Origin of the sequence: Nocardia sp. CA-120079, from assembly GCF_050955745.1 — a bacterium.
Classification (GTDB): Bacteria; Actinomycetota; Actinomycetes; order Mycobacteriales; family Mycobacteriaceae; genus Nocardia.
This window is the reverse complement of record NZ_CP192088.1, coordinates 3410243-3434045: the sequence shown is the minus strand read 5'-3', so window position 1 is coordinate 3434045 and position 23803 is coordinate 3410243. Positions and strand designations below refer to the sequence as shown.

The window sequence follows — 23803 nt, the reverse complement described above, 5'->3', positions numbered from 1 at the left end:
TGGACAGTGGTTGACCGCCGCGAATTGCCCAACAGGCCTGTGAACCTGGAAGCGCGCGTCGGTAAACCGCGCAGGAAGGAGACGCGATGGACCACGAGTCGCGAATGTACGAGTTGGAGTTCCCAGCTCCGCAGCTGTCGAACGACGATGGCTTGGGTCCGGTCCTGGTACACGGACTGGAGGGCTTCACCGATGCCGGGCATGCGGTGCGGCTGGCCACGACGCACCTGCGCGAGAGTCTCGAGAGCGAGCTGGTCGCGTCGTTCGATGTCGACGAGTTGCTGGACTATCGCTCGCGTCGTCCGCTGATGACGTTCAAGACCGACCACTTCTCGGATTACGCCGAGCCCGAGCTGAATCTCTGGGCGCTGCGCGATACCGCGGGCACCCCGTTCCTGCTGCTGTCCGGCCTGGAACCGGATCTGCGCTGGGAGAAATTCACCACCGCGGTGCGTCTGCTCGCCGAACAGCTCGGTGTGCGGCGCAGCATCGGACTGAGTGCCATCCCGATGGCGATCCCGCATACCCGCCCGCTCGGCATCACCGCGCACTCCTCCGACCGCGACCTCATCGCCGACCATCAGCGCTGGCCGGGCGAACTACAGGTGCCGGGTAGCGCGTCCTCGCTGCTGGAGTACCGGATGGCCCAGCACGGCCACGAATCCGTCGGATTCTCGGTGCATGTGCCGCACTACCTCGCGCAGACCGCCTACCCGGAGGCCGCGCAGACCCTGCTCGAGCACGTCGCCGACAACGCGGGCCTGGAATTCCCACTGGCCGCCCTCGGTGAGGCCGCCGCGCGGGTGCGCGAGCAGGTCAACGAGCACATCGCGGGGAATTCCGAGGTCGAGACCGTGGTGCACGCGCTCGAGCGCCAGTACGACAGCTTCGTCTCCGCGCAGGAACGCCAGTCGAGCCTGCTGGTCGGCGATGGTGAGCTGCCCAGCGGCGACGAATTGGGCGCCGAATTCGAGCGCTTCCTGGCCGAGCAGGGCGGCTACGACGGCGACGAGGACGAACAGTCCAACTGACCCGATCACCCTGACGGGACCGTAGGCGGCTGCCCGTAGGGTGGTCGGAGTGGATCTGACCGAACTGCTGGAGATACCGGGAACCGACGCCGACGCACTCTATGAGTCCTTCGGGGCGTGGGCGGCCGAGCAGGGGACCCCGCTGTATCCGGCGCAGGACGAGGCGCTACTGGAATTGGCGTCCGGATCCAATGTCATCCTGGCCACCCCCACCGGATCCGGTAAATCCCTTGTCGCCGTCGGCGCGCATCTGTTCGCGTTGACCCGCGGCCTGCGCACCTACTACACCGCCCCGATCAAAGCGCTGGTCAGCGAGAAGTTCTTCGCCCTGTGCGAGGTTTTCGGCGCGGACCGGGTCGGCATGGTGACCGGTGACGCGGCGGTGAATCCGGAGGCGCCGATCATCTGCGCCACCGCCGAGATCCTGGCGAATATGGCGCTGCGCGAGGGGGCGGCCGCCGATGTCGGCCAGGTCGTGATGGACGAATTCCACTTCTACGCCGATCCGGACCGCGGCTGGGCCTGGCAGGTACCGCTGCTGGAACTCCCGCGCGCCCAATTCCTGCTGATGTCGGCAACTCTCGGCGAGGTCGACTTCTTCGCCGCCGACCTCGAGCGCCGCACCGGTAATCCGACCGCCATCGTCGCGGGCACCGAACGTCCTGTCCCGCTGAGCTTTTCCTACGCGCGCACCCCGATCACCGAAACCCTGGAAGATCTCGTCACGACCAACCAGTCACCGGTATACGTCGTGCATTTCACCCAGGCCGCCGCATTGGAACGCGCGCAGGCGCTGACCAGCGTCAACTTCGCCACGCGCGCCGAAAAGGACGCCATCGCAACGGCACTGGGTGATTTCCGCTTCTCCTCCGGCTTCGGCAAGACCCTGTCCCGGCTGATCCGCCACGGTATCGGCGTACATCACGCGGGCATGCTGCCCAAGTACCGCCGCCTGGTGGAGCGGCTGGCCCAGGACGGTCTGCTGAAGGTGGTGTGCGGCACCGACACCCTCGGCGTCGGGATCAACGTGCCGATCCGCACGGTACTGCTCACCGGTCTCACCAAATTCGACGGTGTGCGCACCCGCAGGCTCAAGGCCCGCGAATTCCATCAGATCGCCGGCCGCGCGGGCCGGGCGGGCTACGACACCATGGGCACCGTGGTAGTGCAGGCGCCCGACCACGAAGTGGAGAACACCCGGCTGCTGGCCAAGGCGGGTGACGATCCGAAGAAGCAGCGCAAGGTGGTGCGCCGCAAACCGCCGGAGGGCTTCGTCTCCTGGAGCGAGGAGACCTTCGACCGGCTCGTCGCCGCCAGCCCCGAACCGATGGTGTCGCGCTTCAACGTGACGAACTCCATGCTGCTCAATGTGATCGCCCGCCCGGGCAATTGCTTCGACGCCATGCGCCGTCTGCTGGAGGACAATCACGAGCCCCGCCCAGCGCAACGCCGCCACATCCTGCGCGCTATCCGCCTGTATCGCGCCCTGCGCGATGCCGGTGTGGTGCAACAGCTTCCCGAACCCGACGCACAGGGCCGCCGCGCCCGGCTCACCGTCGATCTGCAGCGCGATTTCGCCCTCGACCAGCCCCTGTCCCCCTTCGCCCTCGCTGCGCTCGACCTGCTCGACAAGGACGCCCCCGGCTACACCCTCGACGTCATCTCCCTCATCGAATCGACGCTGGAGGATCCGCGCCAGCTGCTGATGGCCCAGCAGCACAAGGCCCGCGGCCAGGCGATCAACGAGATGAAGGCCGACGGCATCGAATACGACGAACGCATGGAGCTGTTGGAAGAGGTCACCTGGCCCAAACCGCTGGCCGAGCTGATCGAACCCGCCTTCGAGACCTACCGGGCCGGGCATCCCTGGATGTCGGAATTCGCTCCGTCCCCCAAATCGGTCGTCCGCGACATGATCGAACGCTCGATGACCTTCGCCGAGCTGATCTCGCATTACGAGCTGGCCCGCTCCGAGGGGGTGGTGCTGCGCTATCTCGCCGACGCCTACCGCGCGCTGCGGCGCACCGTCCCGGAAGCCGCGCGCACCGAGGATCTCGACGATATGACCGAATGGCTGGGCGAACTTGTGCGCCAAGTGGATTCGAGTCTGCTCGACGAATGGGAGCAGCTCACCAATCCGGGTGCGGAGACCGATGCCGATCAGCTCGCCTTCGGCGCGGAAACGGTGCGGCCGATCTCGGCCAACGAACGCGCGTTCAAGGTGATGATCCGCAATGCCATGTTCCGTCGCGTCGAACTCGCCGCGCTGCGCCGCTGGGAGGCACTCGCCGAGCTGGGCACCGGACCGGACTGGGCGGCCGAGCTCAACCCCTACTTCGACGAGTACGAAGGCATCGGCACCGGCCCGGATGCTCGCGGTCCGCAACTGTTCCAGGTGGAACAACGCCCCGGTTTCTGGCAGGTGCGCCAAGTGCTCGACGATCCCGCCGGGGACCACGGCTGGGCGCTCGCGGCAGTGGTCGATCTCGCCGAGTCCGATGCCGCGGGCGAGGTCGTCTTCGACGAGGTCACGATAGTCGCAGGGTGATCATGATCAAGGTGTCGTCAGCGAGTTGGTTACCAGGGGCATCGCGCTGATACTCTCTCGCGCGGTGCCCGAACGACGGCCGCCCCCCAAACGACGGAGAGTTCCCTTAGATTGACCGGTTCAAACCTGCCCGAATCGCCCTATCTGGCCATCCACCCAGAGCGGGTGCGCGAGAACTACCGCGCACTCCAGGCCGCGGTACCCGGAGCCCGAATACGCTTCGCGGTCAAGGCGAGTCCGGTCCCGGAACTCATCCGTCTGCTCGACCGTCACGGCGCGGAGTTCGATGTCGCCAGCGTCGGTGAGATCGAACTGTGCCTGCACGAGGGCGTCGACCCGGCGCGCATGTGCTACGGGAACCCGATCAAGAAGGCCGCCCACATCGCGGCCGCCTACGCCGCGGGTGTGCGCCGCTACGCCTTCGACACCGAGGACGATCTGCTGCGCATCATCGAGCACGCGCCGGGTTCGGAAGTCGAGTGCCGGTTCCTGTCCTCGGCGCCGCAGTCGACGACGCCCTTCGGCACCAAATTCGGCTGCTCCCCCACCGAGGCGCTGCGGCTGCTGGTGCGCGCCCGCGATCTCGGACTGATCGTCGGGGGCCCGTACTTCCACGTCGGCTCCCAGCAGACCGACCCGCGAGCCTGGCACGTCGGTATCGAGCAGGCGGGCCGCATCGTGGCGGCGCTGGCGGACAAAGATATTCCGGTGCTCTCGGTGAATATCGGTGGCGGCCTGCCCATTTCGTACGTCGAGGCGGCGCCCGCACTCGACGATATCGGTGCCGTCATTGCCGCCGCCACCGCCGAATTCCTGCCCGCGACCGCCGGACTCGTCATCGAGCCCGGCCGCGCGCTCGTAGGTTCGGCAGGCACCATTCACGCCGAGGTCATCGGCGTGCGCATCGCGCCGGACGGACGGCGCTGGGTGTATCTCGACATCGGCCGCTACAACGGCATGGCCGAGACCGAGAACGAGTACATCGCATACCGCTTCGTCACCGAACGTGACGGAGATCCCGTGGACGAGGCGGTGGTGGCCGGACCGACCTGCGATGGCGACGATGTACTGTATCAACGCACGAAGGTCCTTCTTCCGACCTCGTTGCGAGCCGGTGATCGCATCCAGATCCTCGATACCGGCGCCTATACCGCGAGCTATTCGTCGGTGTCCTTCAATGGTTTTCCGCCCTTGACCGTTCATGTCTCGGGCGCTGAGCGAGAGTGAGTTTGCCTATGACGGCGGAATTCACCGGCTGGCATGTGCTGGCCGAGTTCGGTGGTGTCGACGCAGATCTCTGCGACGATCTCGAACGACTCGAATCGGCGTTGCGCGAGTCTCTGATCGCGGCGGGCGTCACCATCTGCGATGTCGTACACAAGAAGTTCGATCCGCAGGGGGTGACCGTCCTCGCGCTGTTGTCGGAGTCCCACGCCTCGATTCACACTTATCCGGAGTCCGGCGACATCTTTGTCGACGTATTCACCTGCGGAAGTATCGGCGCCGGCGCGTCGAAGGCCGTCGAACTACTGCGAGATAAGTTGTCTCCCAGAGATGTTCGCATGCGGGTCATCCAGCGCGGGCACGGCTCGACGCGGATCGAAGAGCCGGTGGGCAATGGCCTGACCCGCATCTGGGATCTGCACGAGGTCATCGTCGATACCCATACTCCGTTCCAGCACATGGTGATCGCGCGCACCGAACAGGGCATCAGCCTGTTCTCCGACGACGATCGCCAGTCCACGGAGTTCTCCCAGCTGACCTATCACGAGGCGATGATGGTCCCCGCCTTCGCGCTGGCCGCGAAGCTGGACAAGGTGCTGATCATCGGGTCAGGTGAGGGTGTGGCCAGCCAGATGTCGGTCGCCGCGGGTGCGACGCTGGTGGATCACGTCGATATCGACCAGCACGAGGTCGAGTTGTGTGCCGAGCACCTGCCATACGGCTACACCAGCGATGAACTGGCCGCCGCCGTCAAGGGTGCGGGCCCGGTCAACGTGCACTACGCCGACGGCTGGGACTTCCTTGCCAACGCGAACGAGGCGGGCACCCGCTACGACGTCATAGTCATCGATCTGCCCGATGAGCGGGTCGAGGACGCGCAACACAACCGGCTCTACGAGTCGGAGTTCCTGTCGCGATGTCGGGCGCTGCTCGCACCCGGCGGCGTGCTCAGCGCACAGGCCGGATGCGCGACGATGTGGCGCAACGAGACGCTGAAGAGGTCTTGGAAGCGCTTCCACGAGCAGTTCGGCACCGTGGTGCAGTACGGCAGCGATGAGCACGAGTGGACATTCCTGTTCGGGTTGAACGAGCGAATCGATGACCCGGTGCAGGCGATGACCGATCGGCTGGGCACGCTGCCCTACCGCGCAGAGACGATCGATGCGCGGGCGCTGGTGCGCGGCGCGATCGAACCACACGCGCTGCGCGTCTAGCGGCACTCTCGAATCGCACCGGTTCCCAAGGGATTTCCCTTCGAGCCGGTGCGATTCGGCGTTCGGCCGGAGTGTCCGCTCCTGGCCGAGAACCGGATGGTTATGGCGTGAAACGGATCTCGCTGTGGCGGGGCGGGGCGGTGGTCGCGTAGCGGATCTGCTGGTTGCCCGGCCGCGTGCGCTGCCATCGGCTGAACCGCTGTACGAGTACCGCGATGGACAGTGCGCCGGTGAGAAGCGCCATCGGTTCGCCGATGCATTTTCGTTTGCCGATGCCGAACGGCAGGCGGGCGGGTCCGAGCGCGATGAACAGCTGGTCGCCCTGACGCAGCGGGCGACCGGCCAGTTCGGTCTCGACTGCGACATGGCGGAAGATGAGCGGGAACGACGGCCGCTGTGCCACAACATCGCCGAAAAACGATGTGAGCAGGGGCAACCGGGCGAGGTCAGCTGCGGCCGGTAGTCGACTCGCCAGCACTTGTTCGACTTCGGTCCGCAATTCGACCAGCTCGGCGGGATGGTCTGCCAGTCGCACACATGCCCACGCCTGAGCGCATGCCGTGCTGTCGAAACCTGCCATCAAGTGGCTTATCACCTGATCGCGTATCCGCTGGCCCGGAAGTTCCGGACGCACCTGCAGCAGATGTCCGAGCAGGTCGCCGGCGCAATCGTCCATTGTGCGCCGCCGGTCGATGATGGCGTGGACCTCGGCGTCCATGGCCGCGATGGCGCGCCGGTACTTGCCGCCGCCGATCCGGAACCACTGCCTGCGCTGGCTGTCGAAGATCGGCTGGGCCAGTCGCACCAGTGTCGCGCAGTCGACAGTCTGACCGAAAAGATGCCGTGCCAGCAGTTCCACGTTGAGCAGTTTGAATTCGGTGAACACGTCGACGGCGCGGTCCTGATGCCAGCTGTCGATCCGGTCGGTCAATCGCCGGACACTCTCGTGCGCGAGCGGCGCGAGCTCGGCAGCCGCGAACGCGGGATTCGTATGTTCACGCAATGTCCGCCACATTTGCGGATCGTTGACCACGAACAAACCCTCGTCGCCGGTCGCGTTGCGGATGATCCGGTAGATCGGACCACCTTTGTCGAATTCGTCCGCACCGGTACGCAGCACACGGTCGATGAGATCACTGTCGGTGATCAGCCACGACCGGCCTGGCAATGGCAGCCTGACCCGCATGATCCCGCCGTTGCGCCGCGCCCGCGCGATCAGTGCGGACGGCACGTCACGGTCGACAATCGCCTGTCGCCAACCGATCTCGGCTCGAACCTCGCCGGGCATGGCCATGCTGCTCCTACACCGGATATATCGGATCTCAGGCTAATAGTCGGCTGGCGAGTCTGCCATTCCTGTATGCGGCAAGTGCGCCGAGCAACTGCATGTCCGGGCTGTACCGAAGTGGCCTCAGCGCCCATTCCTGCCTCGATTCCGCAGGAGATCCCGCTGCATCCGGGCAAGAATGGGCGAGTGGGCCAACGCCCGGCCTACCCCTGTTTGCGCCAGTCCTCGACGTTCATCCCGCCGATACCCCAATCGATCAGCTCGACCTCGTCGATCACGACGAAGGTGGTCGCCGGGTCCTTGCCGAGGACATCACGGAGCAGGTCGGTGACGCCCTTGATCAGCCGGGTCTTCTGCTCCCGGGTCACACCCTCGTTGGTGACTTTGATGTTGACATAAGGCATTACGCGGCCCTTCCCGAGATGAACCCGCCGTCGACGGGGAAGATGTGGCCGGTGGTGAAGGCGGCGTCCGCGAGATACAGCACCGCTGCGGTGGTTTCGCTCACTTCACCGATTCGGTTGAGCAAAGCCAGTCGGCCCGAGGCGCTTTCGTCGCCGTCACCGAACAGTGGTGTGCGAATGATGCCGGGAGCGACGGCATTGACCCGAATGCCGTCCGCCGCGAGTTCCGCGGCAAGGCTCGTGGTCAACGCGTGGACGCCGCCTTTGCTGACCAGCGCGGCCGATGCGGGCAGGCCCGCGAGCGCGTGATTGATCAGCACCGTCCCGATATTCACAATGCTGCCACCGCTTTTCTGCGCTTGCAGCTGGCGCACGACGGCCTGTGTGGTGAAGTAGGTCCCTTTCAGGTTGCCGTTGAGGTAACTGTCCAGATCCGCCTCGGTGACATCGACGAACGGCTTGGCCCCGAAGATTCCGGCATTGTTCACCAGCACATCGACTCGACCGAAACGTTCCACCGCAAGGCGCACGAGCTCGGAACCCGTTGTGGGCGTGCCGATATCACCGGCGAATACCGCCAACTGTGCGGGCGCGCCCAGCGAGTCCGCCACCGCTGCGAGCTTGTCCGCGTCTCGCCCGTTGAGCACGACACTGTCACCACGCTCCACGAAGGCCCGAGCGATATCGCGCCCGATCCCACTGGAGGATCCGGTGACGATCACCGTCTTGACCATATCTTTCTCTCTTTCTCGTGATATCTGCCGATACGACCGGTCGTCTTGGAATGGATAAATGGCCACCCAAAGCGGCAATACCGACAAGTCAGGGCCGAAAGTAGTCCTCCAGCAGTCGGCGCAAACACTTGTGCAGCGGTTCGAGCGAGCGCTGGATCTTCATCCTGATCACCGCGCCCTCCCACGATTCCAACAGCAGATCAGCCAATTCCGTGGCGTCGATATCGTCGCGAATCGTCCCGAGCTCCTGCGCCCGCCGCAGCGCCGCCGCCACCCCGTCGCGCCAGGAATTCCAGGCCCCCGCCAAGGATTCCCGCAGCACCTCACTGCCCTCGAGTTCCCCGCCGAGGTTCGCGATCAGGCATCCACCGGTGAACTCCGCCCGCACGAAATCATCCATGAGCCGCCCGAAGAACTCCCGCAACCCGGCGACCGGATCCGGCGAAGTCCCGAGCGCCTCGGCCAAATTCCGCTGCACACACAGCGAATGATGGTCGATGATGGCCTGCCCGAAACTCTCTTTGCTAGCGAAGTAGTTGTAGAACGAACCCTTCGGCACGCCGACCGCATCCAGGATCTGCTTGATACCGGTCCCGTGATAGCCGTTCGTCAGGAAACCGGCAGCGCCCTGCTCCACCAGAAGCTGCCGAGTGTCATCACTGCGTCGGGGTCGCGCCATGGAGATAATATATGACCGGTCGTCTTGGAATCGCAAATCCGGCCTTCGGTCACAGCAGTCGTCGCCATTCCGCGCACCGAGCCACGAACGTACCCAGATGCTCGGCCGCAAAGCGCTCAGCATACCAATCATCCTGCGCGACAACCGAAGTCCACACATACGTCCACGCCGATATGGCCGGACCGAGTCGAACCCGCCGCAACTCGTACTCGTCATCCTCGAACGCATCCAGCACCGCCCACTCCCCCGCGTCGAGCCCCGACAACACCACACCGCGCGCAATCCCACCCGTGGCGGGTACCAACCCGGGATACGCCCGGCCCGGCAGTGCCGCCACCCGCCACCCGGTCAGCTCCGCCGCCACCAATTCCGGACACCGCCCGATCAACTGGACCAGCACCTCGGGAAACTGCAATGTTCCGTAGACGAACAGCTGATCACCGTTCGCGATCGAGCGACCGAGCCGCCGTCCCGGCTCGGTCGACACATTGGCACCCGACTCATCCACTGCGCACCCTTTCCAACTGCCTACCAGCGGAGATTACGCCCAACGATCCGATAGACCGCGTTAGAACTGGGGGCTACCGGTCCGACAAACAACTCGCCGGAAGCGTCGAGGCGGCCGGACGCTCCGACCGAGCCAAGAGGATTACCTCACCCGAATAGCGTCTTCACACGAACGCATCGGCGTTGCGGACGCACCAGTCGGCGAACCTACGCGGACTTCTACCGAGCAGCTCACTCACCGTGTCGGTACGGAACCCCACTGTGTCGGCACGCATCAACTCGAATCCCTCGATGATCGCCGCCGCCAGCGCCGGTGGTGCACCGCCCGGGTAGCGGGATTCCAAAGCCTCCTGCGGCGTGGCCGCCTCGTGAACCTCGATGGCGCGACCGATCGTGCGGGCGATGGTCGCGACTTGTTCTGCGACAGTGAAGGTTTCCGTGCCGGTGAGGGTATATGTCATACCGTGGTGACCGTCGCGGGTGAGAACCTCGGCCGCCACCGCGGCGATATCGACAGGGTCGATCGGGGCATAGCGACCGGGTCCGGTGGGGTCGAGGACCGCACCGCCGGAGCGGATCGTCTGCGCCCACGCCAGCGCATTCGTCATGAATCCACCGGGGCGCAGCACGGTCACCGGTATGCCGGATTCGGCGACGATCCGCTCGCGCTCGAGATGCCAACGCCCCATGGCCGGTACCGGATCGCCCATCGCATTGAACGACGACAACTGCACGATATGCCGCACTCCGGCCGCTCGCGCCGCGTTCACCGCATCGACGGTGTGCTCCAGTCCGATGCCGGGCACCAGCAGGAACAGTGTGTCGGCACCGTCGAATGCGGGCGCGAGGGCCGCCGGATCGTCCAGATCGCCGACGATCAGCTCACCCCCGCCCGGATCCACGACACGAGCCGGATCGCGCACGAGAACACGGAATTCCGCACCTCTTGCAGCGAGTTCGCCAACGAGTTCACGACCGATATTTCCGGTGCCACCGGTGACCACTATCATCAGACCTCCACATCACTAGCCGTCTAACGAATTGGAACGCTAGACGGCTAACGATCTATTCGTCAATAGCCAGGGAGATCCGACAGATGCCCGAATTCCTCGACCTACACGGCCGCAGTTCGAAGGTGCTACGCGCACTCGCGGACCGCGAAATGCGTACGCATGGATTGCATCTGGGTCAGAATTACGTCCTGGCTCTGCTGTGGGAGCGGGACGGGCGCACCCCGGGCGAGGTCGCCGCCGCGCTGAACGTCACCACCCCGACGGTGGTCAAAATGGCCACCCGCATGACCGCCGCGGACCTGCTCGAGCGCCGTCGCGACGACCACGACAACCGCCTGGTCCGCCTCTGGCTCACCGATAAGGGCCGCGCCCTCCAGCAGCCGATCGAGGCGCAGCGACAAGCCTTGGAGGACAAGGTGACCGCCGACCTCACCCCCACCGAGCGCCGTCACCTCATGAACGCCCTGCGCAAAATCCACAGCACCGCGACCGAGCTCCTCGGCGACGCCGCACCCTGATCCCGCGGACTCAGTCGACTCCGGGCCGCTGCGACCGAATGATCTCCGCCAGCCGTTCGTAATCGTCCGCGCGCGCCGTCGATGCGCGAAAGGCCAGACCGAGCGTGCGCCCCGGAGCGGGGGCAGCGAAATGCGCAATTTCCAGTGTGCCGCGCGCGGTTTCGGCCGCCACCGCCATCTCCGGGATCAACGTCACCCCGAGACCGCCTGCGACACACTGAACCACGGTCGCCAGCGAAGCCGCACGAGTATCGCCGACCGCGCCCGGATGGGCGTCGGCGGAGCGGCAGAATTCCAGGGTCTGGTCACGCAGACAGTGGCCCTCGTCGAGCAGCAGCAGCGGCAGCGCGTCCAAGGTGGCGGGTGCGATATCGGTGCGGCCGGCCAGCGCGTGACCGCGCGGAGTCACCAGAACGAATTCCTCGGTGTACAACGGGATCTCGACGAGTCCGGGCGCTTCGGTCGGCAGTGCAAGCAGCGCGACATCCAGGACGCCGGTGCGCAATCCCTCCAACAGCCGGGCGGTTTGGTCCTCGACCACCTGAGGATTCAAAGCGGGCAATACCTTGCGCAATTCGGGCAGCAGATCCGGCAGCACATACGGGGCAACCGTCGGGATGATGCCGATCCGCAGGGTGCCGCCCAGGCTGTCACCTGTCGCCGAAGCGACGAATCGATCGGCCGCCTCGAGGGTCGCCGTCGCCTGCGGCAACAGCCGCATACCCGCGGCGGTGACGAGCACCCGCCGGGTGCTGCGCTCGATCAGCTGCAGCCCGAGCCCGTGTTCCAATGCGGCCAGTGCCTGCGATAACGTGGGCTGGCTCACACTGAGCCGCGCGGCCGCGGTGCCGAAGTGGCGGTACTCCGCGACCGCTACGAACGCACGCAGCTGCGACAGGGTCGGCTGATAAGTCTGATCAGTCACGCCTATCAGTGTAGTGCGACTGATCACGTTTACCTTTCACCGGCCTTTGGGCAAGATCACCAGTGAGCTTTTCGATCCACTCGCTCTAGCAAACCGACTGACGAGGAGACAAGCATGGCTTTGCTGACCATCGGCGACCAGTTCCCGGCATACAACCTCACCGCGGTGATCGGCGGTGACCTGTCGAAGGTCGACGCTCAGCAGCCTGACGACTACTTCACCCGCATCACCTCGGACGACCACGCCGGCAAGTGGCGCATCGTCTTCTTCTGGCCCAAGGACTTCACCTTCGTGTGCCCGACCGAGATCGCCGCCTTCGGCAAGCTCAACGACGAATTCGAGGACCGCGACGCACAGGTGCTCGGCGCCTCGGTCGACAACGAGTTCGTGCACTTCCAGTGGCGCGCCCAGCACGAGGACCTCAAGACCCTCCCCTTCCCGATGCTGAGCGACCTCAAGCGTGAATTGGCCTCCGCCACCGGCGTTCTCAACGCCGACGGCGTCGCCGACCGCGCCACCTTCATCATCGACCCGAACAACGAGATCCAGTTCGTCTCGGTGACCGCCGGTTCGGTCGGCCGCAATGTCGACGAGGTGCTGCGCGTGCTGGACGCGCTGCAGTCCGACGAGCTGTGCGCCTGCAACTGGAAAAAGGGCGACCCGACCATCAATGCGGGCGAACTGCTCGCCGCGAGCGTCTGAGTATTAGCCGAACCAACTGAAAACCCCCGAACGAGAAGAGGATTCGCCGAATGAGCATTGAGACCCTGAAGAACTCCCTTCCCGAGTACGCAAAGGACCTCAAGCTCAATCTGTCGTCCATCGCACGCACCACCGTGCTGAACGAACAGCAGCTGTGGGGCACGCTGCTCGCGTCGGCGGCCGCGACCCGGTCGACGACGACGCTGCGGGAAATCGCCGAGGAAGCCGCGGACAATCTATCCGCGCAGGCCTACAACGCCGCACTCGGCGCCGCCTCGATCATGGGCATGAACAATGTGTTCTACCGGGGCAAAGCGTTTCTGGACGGCCGCTATGACGATCTGCGTGCCGGTCTGCGGATGAACATCATCGGCAACCCGGGTGTCGACAAGGCCGATTTCGAGCTGTGGTCGTTCGCGGTCTCTTCGATCAACGGCTGTGCGCACTGCCTGGAGGCGCACGAGAAAACCCTGCGCGAGGCGGGCGTCTCGCGTGAGGTGATCTTCGAATCGCTGCGCGCGGCCGCGATCGTCGCCGGAGTCGGCCAGGCCGTGCAATCCACGGAGACGCTGGCCACCGCCGCGGTCTGATATCTCGCCGGAAACACGCAACGGCCCCGTCCGAGTGGACGGGGCCGTTGCCGTTTCCGCGCCGACCGGCACTTGTCGGAGCGCCTCGCTAGCCTGTCCGCGATACGCACCTCGTGAACAAGGGAGCAGGGCCGATGGCTGTCCGCACGCCGCCGACCGATGAGGACATCTGGGTGGTACCCGCCGCTTGGCGGTCGAAAACCGATCCCTTCCGCGGCCGATGGCCCGCACGCAACGGTGCGGTGAATGCGGCTGCGGCACAGACCGTCTCCGACAAGTTGGCGCAGTCCGCGGATCGGACCCACGTCATCCTGAGCCATTCCGGCTCGCACAAGGTGCTCGCCGAGCGGGGTACGCAATATCTGGAAGATCGGCGTGCCGACCCGCTCGGCGCGGCCGTGTGCGCCGCCATCGGCATGGACGCGAAGCTTTGGGATGCCGATGCCCTCGGCCGCTACTACGACGACCACGCGGATCTGGCCGATTATCTGGTCGCCGCCCACGGTTTCGGCTGCGCTGTGGCAACCGTGGCCGCCCTCACCGGTATCCACGCGGAAGCATCCGAAACCTGGGGCGGGCAAACGAATCGCGTTCTGGTGTCGAGTCCCTGCGATCCGCCCGCCACCTTGGTCCGGCGACTACGCACCCTGCTGGCCGCCACCGCGGAGATGGACTACGCCGATGCCGTCGACCAGGCACGGCAGCTGCGCCGCGGGCCGCTCGCGATCCGGTTGCTCACCTCATACCTGTTCCCCACCGAACAGGACTGGGTCACAACCGATCTCGCCGACCCGAAACTAACCGACAGCTTCGGATCGATATTCCTGCTCGCCTCGGTGACCGACTCGGCGCACGCGCACCGCATCCTCGATCTGCTCGGTTGGCACTGGCATCTGCTGCGCGACAACAAATCGCTGATCTACAGTGTCGCAGCACATCTCGGCCCCGACGCCACTTCGGTACTCACTCGACTGTGGGAGGCGGGTCAGGGCAACAGCTCCGCTCCGGGACCGGAAACCCTGTCGCGCATGCTCGCCCGCCTACCAACTGACGAAGCGATGGACTTCCTGGCCAGGCATTCGTGGCGCAATGTGAGCGCCGCGGCACTGCTCGCCTCGACCGAACGGTTTCCGTCTCGTGCCATGCGTGTGCTCGGTGCGCGGACCACCCGGCAGGAGAACGCCGCCGACTTCTGCCGGCACGTCCGCCGCCATCCCGAACTCGCTGTCGCCATGCGCGACGAACTGCCCGAATCCGCGCAGCAGTTGATCACCGAGAGTCTGCCCGAAGAGCAGGCGGTCGATACGACTCCTGTCCAACTTGTTCCCGCGATCCTCAGCACACCGCCATGGCAGCGACCGCTTCACAGACCTGCTGCCGCCGTAGCGCTCGAAGTGCCTGCGGGCGTTGCTATTTCGTGGCGCGACGACGGCGAACGGGAGAAATGGCTCGACAGCGTCGGCACACTGTCCGAGGACGAGATACACGAGCGGCTGGAGCGCATTCCGCCGGGCAATGACTTTCTCAACGACTGGACACTGCACGCACTCGTCCAGGTCGACTTCGCGATCGCGGAACCGTATCTGCGCACCAGCACCGTGGGCTGGGGACTCTGGTCGGCCACTCCCCTGCTCGCCCTCGCGGCAAAACACGGTGCCGCTACGCACGACCTGGTCATCGACACCGTCACGAAGCGACCACGCGACCACGCTGCGGCGATCGCCCCCTTCGAAAGCCCGGCCGTCGCCGAACTGATCGTGGACTGGCTGCATATGCGCTCGCGCCGCCGCATCGCGCTGGACTGGTTGCGCCGCCATCCCGTCTACGCCGCGACCGCATTCATTCCGGGAGCGATCGGCAAGGCGCGCAAGGCAAGACGCACGCATTCCGCAGCTCTGCGCACCCTCGTCACACTCGGTCACACCGATGCCATTATTGATGCGGCCGCTGCATATGACGCCACCGTGGCGGTACGCGAATTGCTCGATACCGATCCCGCCGAGATCGTGCCCGCGCGGATTCCGGTTCTCCCGCAATGGTTGTCGATTTCGGAGCTGCCCGCGATCGGACTGAAAAGCGGCCACGCGCTGCCGCCCGAGGCGGTCGCGAATCTCGTTACGTTGATGATGCTGTCGGAACCCGGAGCACCGCATGCCGCGCTGGCACGGGTTCGTGCAGACTGCGACGCGGCGAGTCTGGCCGCCGCGGCCGGAGCGATCCACAGCCAGTGGACCAGGGCGGGCGCGCCGTCGAAGGACACCTGGGTCTGGGAAGTGCTGGCTGCCTTCGGAAATGACGAGACCGTCGAGGAACTGCTGCCGAATATCCTCTGGAGCGGAGCCAAGGACAATGCGCTCGACACTCTCGCCGCCATCGGTACCGACCAAGCCTTGTCCGCGCTGATCACATTGAACGAGAAGGGCCGAAACGCGGCGGTCCGGGATGCGGCGCAGATCCGGGTCACCGATGTCGCGGACGAGTTGGGTTTGAGCGAGGATCAACTCGCCGACCGCCTGGTTCCCGATCTCGGCCTGCGTCCCGACGGTACGGCGCTGCTGGACTTCGGGCCGCGCCAATTCGTGCTCGGCTTCGATGAACAGCTGCGCCCCACCATTACCGGCACCGACGGCACCCGCTACAAGGCACTGCCCAAGGCCGGAATTCGCGACGACGAGCACTCGGCCGCCGACGCGACCGCGAGCTATCGCTCGATCCGCAAGTCGGTCAGGAAGTTCGCGGCCGATCAGATCCGGCGGCTCGAACGCGCCATGGTCACCGAACGCCGCTTCACCCTGGACGAACTACGCACCCTGTTCATCGCACATCCGGTGCGCATCAACGTGACTCGCCGCCTGGTCTGGGCGACCTACTGCGACGACCAGGTGCTCGACTCGTTCCGCATCGCCGAGGACGACACCTTCGCCGACGCCGACGACGCCGCACTCGAAGTCGCCGAGGATGCCGTCATCGGTATCGCCCATCCTCTCCACCTGGGCGCCGAAATGACCGCCGCTTGGGCCGATGTGCTCGCCGATTACGAACTCCTGCAACCATTTCCACAGATCGGCCGGGCGGTGCACCATCCGGATCCGGAACTGCTCGCCAGTTCCTCCGTGCCGATTCCGGTGCATGCCACTGTTCCCCTCGGCCGTATCCACGGCCTGACCGACCGCGGCTGGAATCCACCCGAACGCGGCGACGGCGGTCGCATCGATACCTTCGACAAGCGGCTCCCGGACGACCGGGTTTTCAGTATCGGGATCGATCCGGGCATGGAGCCGTTCGAACCGGTCGCTCCCGTGCACGAGCTCAGGTACGCCGCGCTCGCGGGCCGCAATGGCCCCACCTTCGCCGACCTCGGCCCGGTGACCGTGTCGGAAATCCTGCGTGACCTCGCCTGGCTCTGCGGCCCGCGTTGACAGCACTTCCTGGACCTTTTGGGGGCCGGTAGGCTCGCGAACATGGGCACACAGGGTGAACCGGAGGCCATCGGTACGCGGGTCGAGGTCGTGCGCGTTTTCACGGACCCGACCGGTCGAGGCGGCAATGAGCTCGGCATCGCTCGCGCCGCCGATGTCGCCGAGGTCGACCACCAGGCGCTGGCGGCGAAGGCGGGGTACAGCGAGACCGTCGTCGTCGAGGATCCCGTCGACGAGGTCGCCAAGGTGCGGATCTACACCCCCGCGGTGGAGCTGCCCTTCGCCGGGCATCCGTCGGTGGGCACCGCGTGGTGGTTCGCCGAGCAGGGCCGGCCGGTGCGGATTCTGCAGGTGTCGGCGGGTCCAGTCGCCGTCGAGCTCTCCGACGGCATGGTCTGGATCAGGGCACGCGGCGAATGGGCCCCGGACTTCACCTTTCACCAGCTCGACGACCTCGACGAGCTGGCGAATCTGCGCCCCGACGATTTCGACAGCGGCTCGCACTACCTCTGGATTTGGACCGATGAGCACCGCGGTGCCCTGCGCTCGCGCATGTTCGCCCCCGTCATGGGCGTACCCGAGGACGAAGCCACCGGAGCCGCCGCCGTCGCCCTCACCGCCCTGCTGCGCCGCGGCCTGATCATCACCCAAGGCAAGGGGTCGCAGATCTTCACCGAATGGGACTCCGACGGTTGGGTCCGACTCGGCGGCCGCGTGGTCGCCGACTCGGTCGTCGACCTGTAGACCGCGAGTATCCGACGACCTATTCCGGCGGCCGCGGATGGCGGTCGGAATCGGAGACGAGTTCGGCGAGGCGGCGCAGCAGCGTGACGAGCTGGACCCGCTCGCCGGGCATGAACGCCTCGTAGGCGCGCAGCTGGCGCTCGCGCAGCCGGGTCCGGAGCAAGGCGAGCCGCTCGGCGCCGTCGTCGGTGAGGCTCACCAGGACTCGCCGCTCGTCCTCCGGGGATCTGCGTCGCACGACGACGCCCTTCGCCTCCAGTTGCTGCAACATGCGAGTGGCGGTAGGCACGCTGACGTCCGCGTTGCTCGCCAGCCGTCCCACCGGGATGTCCGCCTCCCCGGCCAGCGGTTCCAAGAGTGCGACCTGGGCCAGCGAGAGTCCACCGATCTGCTCGGCACCCACCGAACGGGCCCGCCGCATGGCGACGAACAGCGCGTCGGCCGCCTGCGCGATCTCCTCTCCGCTCGCGTCGGCATCCGTCGCCGTCTGCTGGACATTGCCCGTATTTGCCACGCCTGCTAGCCTAGCATCACAATAATTAGCAAGCTAAATATTAGTAAGCGAGCGAAAAATGGCCTCTCCATCCCGGATCGACGTCCACCAGCACCTCATCCCGCCTGCCTACCGGGAAGCAATGGACCGTCATGAGGCGACGGCCGGAGGTTGGCCCACAGCCGTCTGGGATGCCGAGAGCGCGATCGCGATGATGGACCGCCGGTCGATCGCGACCGGCATCCTCTCGATCAGCTCACCGGGCACCCACTTCGGCGACGACGCGCAGGCCCGCGCGATCACCCGCGACGTCAACGAGTACAGCGCCGAGCTGACCAAGGACCGGCCCGACCGCTTCGGCTTCTTCGCGAGTCTCCCGCTACCGGACGTCGAAGGCGCGATCGCCGAAACCTCCTACGCGCTGGACGAACTGCACGCCGACGGTGTGGTGCTGCTGTCCAACTACTACGGCCGCTACCTCGGCCACCAGGAGTTCGAGCCGCTCTGGGCCGAGCTCGACGCTCGCGCCGCCGTGGTTTTCATCCACCCCACCGCCCCGCCGATGCCGATGCTGGAGGGCATGCCGAGTCCCCTGCTGGACTTCCCTTTCGATACCACCCGCACCGCCGTCCATATGACGCTCAACGGCGTGATGAGCCGGCACACCCGGATGAACGTGATCCTCTCGCACGCGGGCGGCTTCCTGCCGTACGCCGCCTGGCGGTTCACCGGAGGCGCCCAGTTCAACCCCAGCACAACGCCCATGGGCATTCTGACGGACCTGCAGCGCTTCTACTTCGACACCGCACTGTCCACCACGCCGTCCGCCTTACCCTCGCTGCTGGCCTTCGCCGCGCCCGGACACATCTGTTACGGCAGCGACTTTCCCTTCGCCCCGGAGGGAAGCGGTGATCTCCTCGACTCTCTGCTGGAGAGCTACGAGGGTTTCGAACCCGGCCAGCTCGACGCGATCAATCGCGGTAGCGCCGAGGCCCTATTCCCTCGTCTCGCTGCCGCCTGATCAGACATCGGGTCGGCCTACCCGGATACGGCGGCGATCAGCATGTAGGCCGTGCCGATGTCCATGACGATATGCGGCACGATCGCGGATGTCAGTGCACGGGTGACGAAGGAAGCCGACTGCTGCGGGCCGGTTCGGATGTCGATCGGGTGGCCGAGCCAACGCCGGCAACGGCCGGTACTCGCCGCGACGAGCAAGGCGAGCGCATCGGCGGTGAAGAGCGCGGTCAGTGTCAGCGCCGGTCCGGGGGCCGGCCCGTCGGCGTGCATGCCCGCACTGTGTCCCGCGATCGAGTACAGCATGGCGGCGGCGACGGCGATGTGATATCCGACGGCGATGATGCGATCATCGGGTAGCACGCGAGTCGTATTGCGCCACTGCATAATTCGAACTACCAGTGAGGCCGCGAAGACGATGATGAGCGCGATCAGCACACCGCGCAGCACGACCGGATCCGCTCCCATCGGAAAGATCAGCATCGCAAGCATGACCATGCACATGATCAGATGGGCGGCATCGGACTCGTGACATGCCGCCGCATTCCTGCCCGGCGAATCTGCTTGCAGGCGAACAGGTTCGGCCCTACCGACGCCGTCCGGCGCCGCCAATCGCCCGAGCACCACTGCGGCCGCGAAAAGAAACGCCACCACTACCGACCACCGCAAGGCGGCATACTCCTGCGCGAACTCCACCACACCCACCTCCCGACCCACGTCTTCCCCTCCATGCTCGCACCCCCAACCCCCCACCCGCCGCCCTTTCCCCCAGCCACCCCTCCCACAACGCAAAACCCCAGACACCCGCTGGACGGATGATCATGTGGGACTGTGGATTTAAGGGTGTTTCCGGCCTGATTCGCTGAGCGATGTTCAGCGGGAAGGTGCCGTGATGACGACACTTGATGCCGTGACGAGGAAGAAGAAGCCGGTGGAGGCTTCGGCCGAGGAGCTCGCCGCCCAGGAGCTGGTCCGGATGGCCAAGGAGCAAGGGTTATCGCTGACCGGGCCGAACGGGTTGCTCAAACAGTTCACTAAGACCGTCCTGGAAACGGCGTTGAACGAGGAGATGACCGAGCATCTCGGTTTCGACAAGGGCCAAGCCCCGACCGAGCGCGAATCGGCCAACGTGCGCAACGGGACTCGCGCCAAGACGGTGTTGACCGAGGCGACGGGTCAGGTGCAGATCGAGGTGCCCCGCGATCGGGAGGGTAGTTTCGAGCCGCAGATCGTCAAGAAACGCCAGCGCCGGTTGACCGGGGTGGATGAGATCGTGCTGTCGCTGTATGCGAAAGGGCTTACCACTGGGGAGATTTCGGCGCATTTCGCTGAGATCTATGGGGCGTCGGTGTCGAAGGAGACGGTGTCTCGGATCACCGACAAGGTGATCGCCGAGATGGCCGATTGGGCCAACCGGCCCTTGGACGCGGTGTATGCCGCTATCTTCATCGACGCGATCGTGGTGAAGGTCCGGGATGGTCAGGTCGCCAACCGTCCGATCTATGCCGCGATCGGTGTCACGGTCAACGGTGAGAAGGACATCCTGGGTTTGTGGGCCGGCACCGGTGGTGAGGGCGCGAAGTTCTGGCTGAGTGTGTTGACCGATATCCGTAACCGCGGCTGCAAAGATGTGTTCTTCCTGGTCTGTGACGGGTTGAAAGGTTTGCCGGACGCGGTGGGCAACGTGTGGCCGCTGGCTACGGTCCAGACCTGTGTCATCCATTTGATCCGCAACACTTTCCGGCTGGCCGGCCGTCAGCATTGGGACGCGTTGCGTCGTGATGTGAAACCGATCTACACCGCCGTCAACGCCGCCGCGGCACGGGCAGCGCTCGATGAACTCACCGAGAAGTGGGGCACGAAATACGCTGCGATAGTGCGGCTTTGGGAGAATGCGTGGGAGGAATTCATTCCGTTCCTCGACTATGACGTCGAGATACGACGGGTGATCTGCTCGACGAACGCGATCGAGTCGTTGAACGCCCGCTACCGGCGCGCGATCAAAGCCCGCGGGCATTTCCCCACCGAGCAAGCCGCCCTGAAATGCCTGTATCTGGTCACCCGGTCCCTGGACCCGACCGGCGCCGGTCGGGCACGATGGACCATGCGCTGGAAGCCCGCGGTCAACGCGTTCGCGATCACCTTCGCCGACCGCTGGCCCGACGCCCAAACCTACTGAGAGAAACCGCCGGAAACACCGTTAGCGAGATAGTCCCGATCATGTGGAAACCATGGCGGCACGGACGCGATCGTCGACTGTGTCGAGCACCGACGCGGCGGACTGATGGTGGTGCCGCCGACCGGGTGGTTCCATACCGCGATGCCGGGTGTCCTGTCTCGTTGATGCTGAGGCAATCTCGTTGATCTGTGGCATCTGCTGATTTCGCCTCAGGTATTTGAGACGAGTGGTTCGAGTGGTCCCGTTCGTACGACGACGAGGTCCGGCGTCTGATGGCGACTGCCGCGCCTGCTGTCTACAGGGCGGACGCATTCACGTCGCGGCACTTGGAGATCGACGCCATCGGACCGGTTGAGCAGCATGCTTTGCTGACGATGTATAGGGGCAGAAGAACTTTCCGGGTACGTGTCTCATGATTCGGCGGTTGATCTCAGATTGTGTTTGTCCGCCCAGGCGGCTATCGCTGTGGCGATGGCGGTGGGCTGGTCTTCGGGGGTGTGGTGACCAGCCGGACCGTGCCGGGTGATTTCGAGGTTTGCGATGTGGGTGGCGCACCAGTCGACCATTTCCGGACTCTGCATCGCTCCGGGGCCGGGCTCGAATGCCAGCAAGAGCTTGGGCACCTCGACGCTGGTCGCCAGCCACGCGTCGTATGCCTCAACCCTGGCCACGACATCGGCGGGTTCTCCGCCGAGCGGCATCGACCGCGCCCATTGCAACAGCGGCCGACGGCTCTGCAGCGTCGGGTACGGTTCGCGGTAGGCAGCGAGGTCCTCCTCGGTCAGCGGGGTGATCACGGTGCCCGGGAGCAGCTCGATGAACGCGTTCTGTTCCAGCAGCATCGCCTCGCCGATGCCCGGGGTCTTGATCGCCTCGAAGAGTCGGCGCCCGTCGTCTGGGAATTCTTCCCACGACATCGGCTTGACGATCGTCTCGAAGAAGGCGACGCCGCGGACTCGGTCGGGATGGCGAGCCGCCCAGTCGAAGGCCAACGCCCCGCCCCAGTCGTGTCCGATCAGCACAACGCTGTCCAACTCCAGCGCGTCGAACCAGGCGTCCAGATAGCGGGCGTGGTCATCGAAGGTGTAGTCGATGTCCGGTTTACCGGAGTCACCCATCCCGATCAGGTCCGGCGCCAGCCGCCGTGCGGGATCGTCCACGGCCGGTAGAACGTTGCGCCACAGATACGACGACGTCGGATTGCCGTGCAGGAATACGAACGGCGTCCCGGCGCCCATCTCCCGGTGGAAGATCGTCGAGTCGAGGACTTGCTGTATGGGCATGATTGCGCTCCTGTATCGAATCTTTGTGGCCGGTTGGTTGGCATTCAGCTGTTGAGGCTGAGCACCCGATCGACTGCTATCTCGATGACCACCAGTCCGGGCGGGTTCGGCGGCGGTGACGAGTAGCGCTGGCGGTAGCGATGAATTCCCTCGGCCACGCGGGCCGGGTCGTGCGATATCACCGCGGAGCCTTCGAGGGTGACCCATTGGAAACCCGCGACCTGACAGACCGCAGCCCGGCTGCCGGGACCGGCCGCCACGTTTCTGGCCTTGCGGCGTGACGCTGCTGTCATCACTCGCACGAGACCGGCTGAACTGTCCCAGGTGAAGCGCATCGGCGCCGCGTGGGGAGAGCCGTCGCGCCGCAAGGTGATGAGCGTCGCTACGTGGTTGCCTGCCAGGAAGCGCTCCATCGTCTCCGTCAGCCGCAGAGGAATATGAGCAGACATGGCGGCTACTTGAAGGCTGCGGAATTGCGTGCTGCCCACTCGGCAAAGGTGCGGGGTGGGCGGCCGAGGACCCGTTCGATATCCGGATTGACTTGCTGCTCTTCGGGTTTTGGTGTGCCCAGGGCGTCGAGTGTGCGTTCAACCACGGGTTCCGGCATGAGTTGCATCATTTGGGTTTTGGCTTCGGCGCGGTTCTGCTCCACGAAGCGCACCGGCTCGCGCAGTGCTTCACCGATCGCGGCGGCCTGCTGCCGCGGTGTGATCGGTGTCGGTCCGGTCAGGGTGTAGGTCTGGCCGCTGTGGCCGTCTTCGCGCAGAGCGACAGCCGCGACCTGAGCAATGTCGGTTGGGTCGACGATCGGGATGGCGACATCGGCGAACGGTGCGGTGATCATTCGTTGCGTGCGGACCATCTCGGCCCACCACAGCGCGTTGGAGGCGAAGCCGCCCGGGCGCAGGATCGTCCAGTCCACACCGGACTGCTTGACCACGTCTTCGAGAACACTGGGGTGGCGTCCCGTGCCCACCCCCTGCGAGGACAACAGCACGACCCGTCGGACGCGGGCTCGACGCACGATGACCATGACCCCGGCGAGCCTGTCGCCGTCTCCGGCGTGGAAGTCGGCGGAGGTGAGCAGAAACAGTGCCTGTGCCTCTTCGACGACCGGCGCGAGGGTGTCCGGCTCGGTGAGATCGACCTGTTGATATCGAACCCCTTCCGGCACATCGGGCGCAGTGATCGACCGTGAGGTCGCCGTCACCTGTTCGCCGGCCGCGGCCAACGCCTGCACGAGCGGCCTCCCGACATTGCCCGTCGCTCCGGTTACCACGATCATGTTCGC

The 23803-nt window shown here is 65.5% G+C and carries 23 protein-coding genes; 11 read left to right on the top strand and 12 right to left on the bottom strand.

Annotation, left to right across the window (positions count from 1 at the left end; genetic code table 11):
* Positions 1–86 precede the first annotated feature (86 nt).
* The 4 genes from ACQPYR_RS15695 to speD all read left to right on the top strand — a co-directional run bounded on the left by ACQPYR_RS15695 (position 87) and on the right by speD (position 6017).
* Positions 87–1031, top strand: a complete 945-nt coding sequence (locus tag ACQPYR_RS15695; RefSeq protein ID WP_063038328.1) for a PAC2 family protein — start codon at positions 87–89, stop codon at positions 1029–1031.
* A 49-nt stretch (positions 1032–1080) separates the two neighbouring features.
* Complete coding sequence (locus tag ACQPYR_RS15690; protein ID WP_433632882.1) at positions 1081–3579, top strand: DEAD/DEAH box helicase; 2499 nt, start codon at positions 1081–1083, stop codon at positions 3577–3579.
* Between the two features lie 126 nt (positions 3580–3705).
* Entirely contained in the window at positions 3706–4806 is a 1101-nt protein-coding gene (locus ACQPYR_RS15685; RefSeq protein WP_433635139.1) for a type III PLP-dependent enzyme, read from the top strand.
* Positions 4807–4814: 8 nt separating this feature from the next.
* Entirely contained in the window at positions 4815–6017 is a 1203-nt protein-coding gene (gene speD / locus ACQPYR_RS15680; RefSeq protein WP_433632880.1) for an adenosylmethionine decarboxylase, read from the top strand.
* Positions 6018–6117: 100 nt separating this feature from the next.
* On the opposite strand, the gene ACQPYR_RS15675 is transcribed toward speD, so the two are convergent.
* From ACQPYR_RS15675 to ACQPYR_RS15650, 6 genes are all read right to left on the bottom strand, one after another.
* Positions 6118–7311 carry a cytochrome P450 gene (locus tag ACQPYR_RS15675; RefSeq protein ID WP_433632878.1) on the bottom strand — a complete coding sequence of 398 codons (1194 nt, stop codon included), beginning with the start codon at positions 7309–7311 and terminating at the stop codon, positions 6118–6120.
* Between the two features lie 197 nt (positions 7312–7508).
* Positions 7509–7709: a tautomerase family protein gene (locus ACQPYR_RS15670; RefSeq protein WP_433632876.1), complete on the bottom strand. Its 201-nt coding sequence runs from the start codon at positions 7707–7709 to the stop codon at positions 7509–7511.
* The gene (locus ACQPYR_RS15665; protein WP_433632874.1) at positions 7709–8443 is read right to left on the bottom strand and encodes an SDR family NAD(P)-dependent oxidoreductase; all 735 of its coding nucleotides are present in this window, start codon (positions 8441–8443) and stop codon (positions 7709–7711) included. Before ACQPYR_RS15665 ends, ACQPYR_RS15670 begins: the two co-directional genes overlap by 1 nt.
* Positions 8444–8531: 88 nt before the next feature.
* Positions 8532–9122 (bottom strand): TetR family transcriptional regulator C-terminal domain-containing protein, encoded by a 591-nt coding sequence (locus ACQPYR_RS15660; RefSeq protein WP_433632872.1) that lies wholly within the window; start codon positions 9120–9122, stop codon positions 8532–8534.
* 49 nt (positions 9123–9171) lie between these two features.
* Positions 9172–9630, bottom strand: a complete 459-nt coding sequence (locus ACQPYR_RS15655) for a gamma-glutamylcyclotransferase family protein (protein WP_433632870.1) — start codon at positions 9628–9630, stop codon at positions 9172–9174.
* 163 nt (positions 9631–9793) lie between these two features.
* Complete coding sequence (locus tag ACQPYR_RS15650; protein ID WP_433632868.1) at positions 9794–10639, bottom strand: SDR family oxidoreductase; 846 nt, start codon at positions 10637–10639, stop codon at positions 9794–9796.
* 86 nt (positions 10640–10725) lie between these two features.
* Between ACQPYR_RS15650 and ACQPYR_RS15645 the strand changes: the two genes are divergently transcribed.
* Positions 10726–11160, top strand: a complete 435-nt coding sequence (locus ACQPYR_RS15645) for a MarR family winged helix-turn-helix transcriptional regulator (RefSeq protein WP_433632866.1) — start codon at positions 10726–10728, stop codon at positions 11158–11160.
* A gap of 10 nt (positions 11161–11170) precedes the next feature.
* Here ACQPYR_RS15645 and ACQPYR_RS15640 read toward each other — a convergent pair whose 3' ends face one another.
* On the bottom strand, positions 11171–12085 hold the full coding sequence (locus tag ACQPYR_RS15640; RefSeq protein ID WP_433632864.1) for a hydrogen peroxide-inducible genes activator: 915 nt from the start codon (positions 12083–12085) through the stop codon (positions 11171–11173).
* Between the two features lie 114 nt (positions 12086–12199).
* Here ACQPYR_RS15640 and ACQPYR_RS15635 point away from each other — a divergent pair, with 114 nt between their 5' ends.
* The 4 genes from ACQPYR_RS15635 (at position 12200) to ACQPYR_RS15620 (ending at position 17540) form a co-directional block, all read left to right on the top strand.
* Positions 12200–12787: a peroxiredoxin gene (locus ACQPYR_RS15635; protein WP_433598015.1), complete on the top strand. Its 588-nt coding sequence runs from the start codon at positions 12200–12202 to the stop codon at positions 12785–12787.
* A gap of 50 nt (positions 12788–12837) precedes the next feature.
* Positions 12838–13377 (top strand): alkyl hydroperoxide reductase, encoded by a 540-nt coding sequence (locus ACQPYR_RS15630; RefSeq protein WP_433632862.1) that lies wholly within the window; start codon positions 12838–12840, stop codon positions 13375–13377.
* A 134-nt stretch (positions 13378–13511) separates the two neighbouring features.
* A complete protein-coding gene (locus tag ACQPYR_RS15625) occupies positions 13512–16796 on the top strand; it encodes a DUF4132 domain-containing protein (protein WP_433632860.1) in 3285 nt (1094 codons plus the stop codon).
* A 42-nt stretch (positions 16797–16838) separates the two neighbouring features.
* Positions 16839–17540 (top strand): PhzF family phenazine biosynthesis protein, encoded by a 702-nt coding sequence (locus ACQPYR_RS15620; RefSeq protein ID WP_433632858.1) that lies wholly within the window; start codon positions 16839–16841, stop codon positions 17538–17540.
* Between the two features lie 19 nt (positions 17541–17559).
* Here ACQPYR_RS15620 and ACQPYR_RS15615 read toward each other — a convergent pair whose 3' ends face one another.
* Positions 17560–18054 (bottom strand): MarR family winged helix-turn-helix transcriptional regulator, encoded by a 495-nt coding sequence (locus ACQPYR_RS15615; protein WP_433632856.1) that lies wholly within the window; start codon positions 18052–18054, stop codon positions 17560–17562.
* A gap of 58 nt (positions 18055–18112) precedes the next feature.
* Between ACQPYR_RS15615 and ACQPYR_RS15610 the strand changes: the two genes are divergently transcribed.
* Positions 18113–19054, top strand: a complete 942-nt coding sequence (locus ACQPYR_RS15610) for an amidohydrolase family protein (RefSeq protein WP_433632854.1) — start codon at positions 18113–18115, stop codon at positions 19052–19054.
* A gap of 17 nt (positions 19055–19071) precedes the next feature.
* Here the strand turns inward: ACQPYR_RS15610 and ACQPYR_RS15605 are convergent, their stop codons facing one another.
* Positions 19072–19767 (bottom strand): DUF5134 domain-containing protein, encoded by a 696-nt coding sequence (locus ACQPYR_RS15605; RefSeq protein ID WP_433632852.1) that lies wholly within the window; start codon positions 19765–19767, stop codon positions 19072–19074.
* 172 nt (positions 19768–19939) lie between these two features.
* On the opposite strand from ACQPYR_RS15605, the gene ACQPYR_RS15600 reads away from it, so the two are divergent.
* Entirely contained in the window at positions 19940–21229 is a 1290-nt protein-coding gene (locus ACQPYR_RS15600) for an IS256 family transposase (protein ID WP_433624106.1), read from the top strand.
* A 410-nt stretch (positions 21230–21639) separates the two neighbouring features.
* Here ACQPYR_RS15600 and ACQPYR_RS15595 read toward each other — a convergent pair whose 3' ends face one another.
* Genes ACQPYR_RS15595 through ACQPYR_RS15585 form a run of 3 tightly spaced genes read right to left on the bottom strand, consistent with a single transcriptional unit; the run spans position 21640 to position 23797 of the window.
* Entirely contained in the window at positions 21640–22512 is an 873-nt protein-coding gene (locus ACQPYR_RS15595) for a haloalkane dehalogenase (RefSeq protein ID WP_433632850.1), read from the bottom strand.
* Positions 22513–22556: 44 nt separating this feature from the next.
* Positions 22557–22961: a pyridoxamine 5'-phosphate oxidase family protein gene (locus ACQPYR_RS15590; RefSeq protein ID WP_433632848.1), complete on the bottom strand. Its 405-nt coding sequence runs from the start codon at positions 22959–22961 to the stop codon at positions 22557–22559.
* A 5-nt stretch (positions 22962–22966) separates the two neighbouring features.
* Positions 22967–23797: an NAD(P)H-binding protein gene (locus ACQPYR_RS15585; protein WP_433632846.1), complete on the bottom strand. Its 831-nt coding sequence runs from the start codon at positions 23795–23797 to the stop codon at positions 22967–22969.
* Between the last annotated feature and the right edge of the window lie 6 nt (positions 23798–23803).

Bases quoted from the DNA above. Each gene is read 5' to 3' on its own strand.
- ACQPYR_RS15660 (WP_433632872.1), bottom strand. From the start codon at position 9,122: ATGGCGCGACCCCGACGCAGTGATGACACTCGGCAGCTTCTGGTGGAG.
- ACQPYR_RS15650 (WP_433632868.1), bottom strand. From the start codon at position 10,639: ATGATAGTGGTCACCGGTGGCACCGGAAATATCGGTCGTGAACTCGTT.
- speD (WP_433632880.1), top strand. From the start codon at position 4,815: ATGACGGCGGAATTCACCGGCTGGCATGTGCTGGCCGAGTTCGGTGGT.
- ACQPYR_RS15675 (WP_433632878.1), bottom strand. From the start codon at position 7,311: ATGGCCATGCCCGGCGAGGTTCGAGCCGAGATCGGTTGGCGACAGGCG.
- ACQPYR_RS15630 (WP_433632862.1), top strand. From the start codon at position 12,838: ATGAGCATTGAGACCCTGAAGAACTCCCTTCCCGAGTACGCAAAGGAC.
- ACQPYR_RS15645 (WP_433632866.1), top strand. From the start codon at position 10,726: ATGCCCGAATTCCTCGACCTACACGGCCGCAGTTCGAAGGTGCTACGC.
- ACQPYR_RS15585 (WP_433632846.1), bottom strand. From the start codon at position 23,797: ATGATCGTGGTAACCGGAGCGACGGGCAATGTCGGGAGGCCGCTCGTG.
- ACQPYR_RS15595 (WP_433632850.1), bottom strand. From the start codon at position 22,512: ATGCCCATACAGCAAGTCCTCGACTCGACGATCTTCCACCGGGAGATG.
- ACQPYR_RS15610 (WP_433632854.1), top strand. From the start codon at position 18,113: ATGGCCTCTCCATCCCGGATCGACGTCCACCAGCACCTCATCCCGCCT.
- ACQPYR_RS15665 (WP_433632874.1), bottom strand. From the start codon at position 8,443: ATGGTCAAGACGGTGATCGTCACCGGATCCTCCAGTGGGATCGGGCGC.
- ACQPYR_RS15625 (WP_433632860.1), top strand. From the start codon at position 13,512: ATGGCTGTCCGCACGCCGCCGACCGATGAGGACATCTGGGTGGTACCC.
- ACQPYR_RS15590 (WP_433632848.1), bottom strand. From the start codon at position 22,961: ATGTCTGCTCATATTCCTCTGCGGCTGACGGAGACGATGGAGCGCTTC.
- ACQPYR_RS15670 (WP_433632876.1), bottom strand. From the start codon at position 7,709: ATGCCTTATGTCAACATCAAAGTCACCAACGAGGGTGTGACCCGGGAG.
- ACQPYR_RS15695 (WP_063038328.1), top strand. From the start codon at position 87: ATGGACCACGAGTCGCGAATGTACGAGTTGGAGTTCCCAGCTCCGCAG.
- ACQPYR_RS15635 (WP_433598015.1), top strand. From the start codon at position 12,200: ATGGCTTTGCTGACCATCGGCGACCAGTTCCCGGCATACAACCTCACC.
- ACQPYR_RS15620 (WP_433632858.1), top strand. From the start codon at position 16,839: ATGGGCACACAGGGTGAACCGGAGGCCATCGGTACGCGGGTCGAGGTC.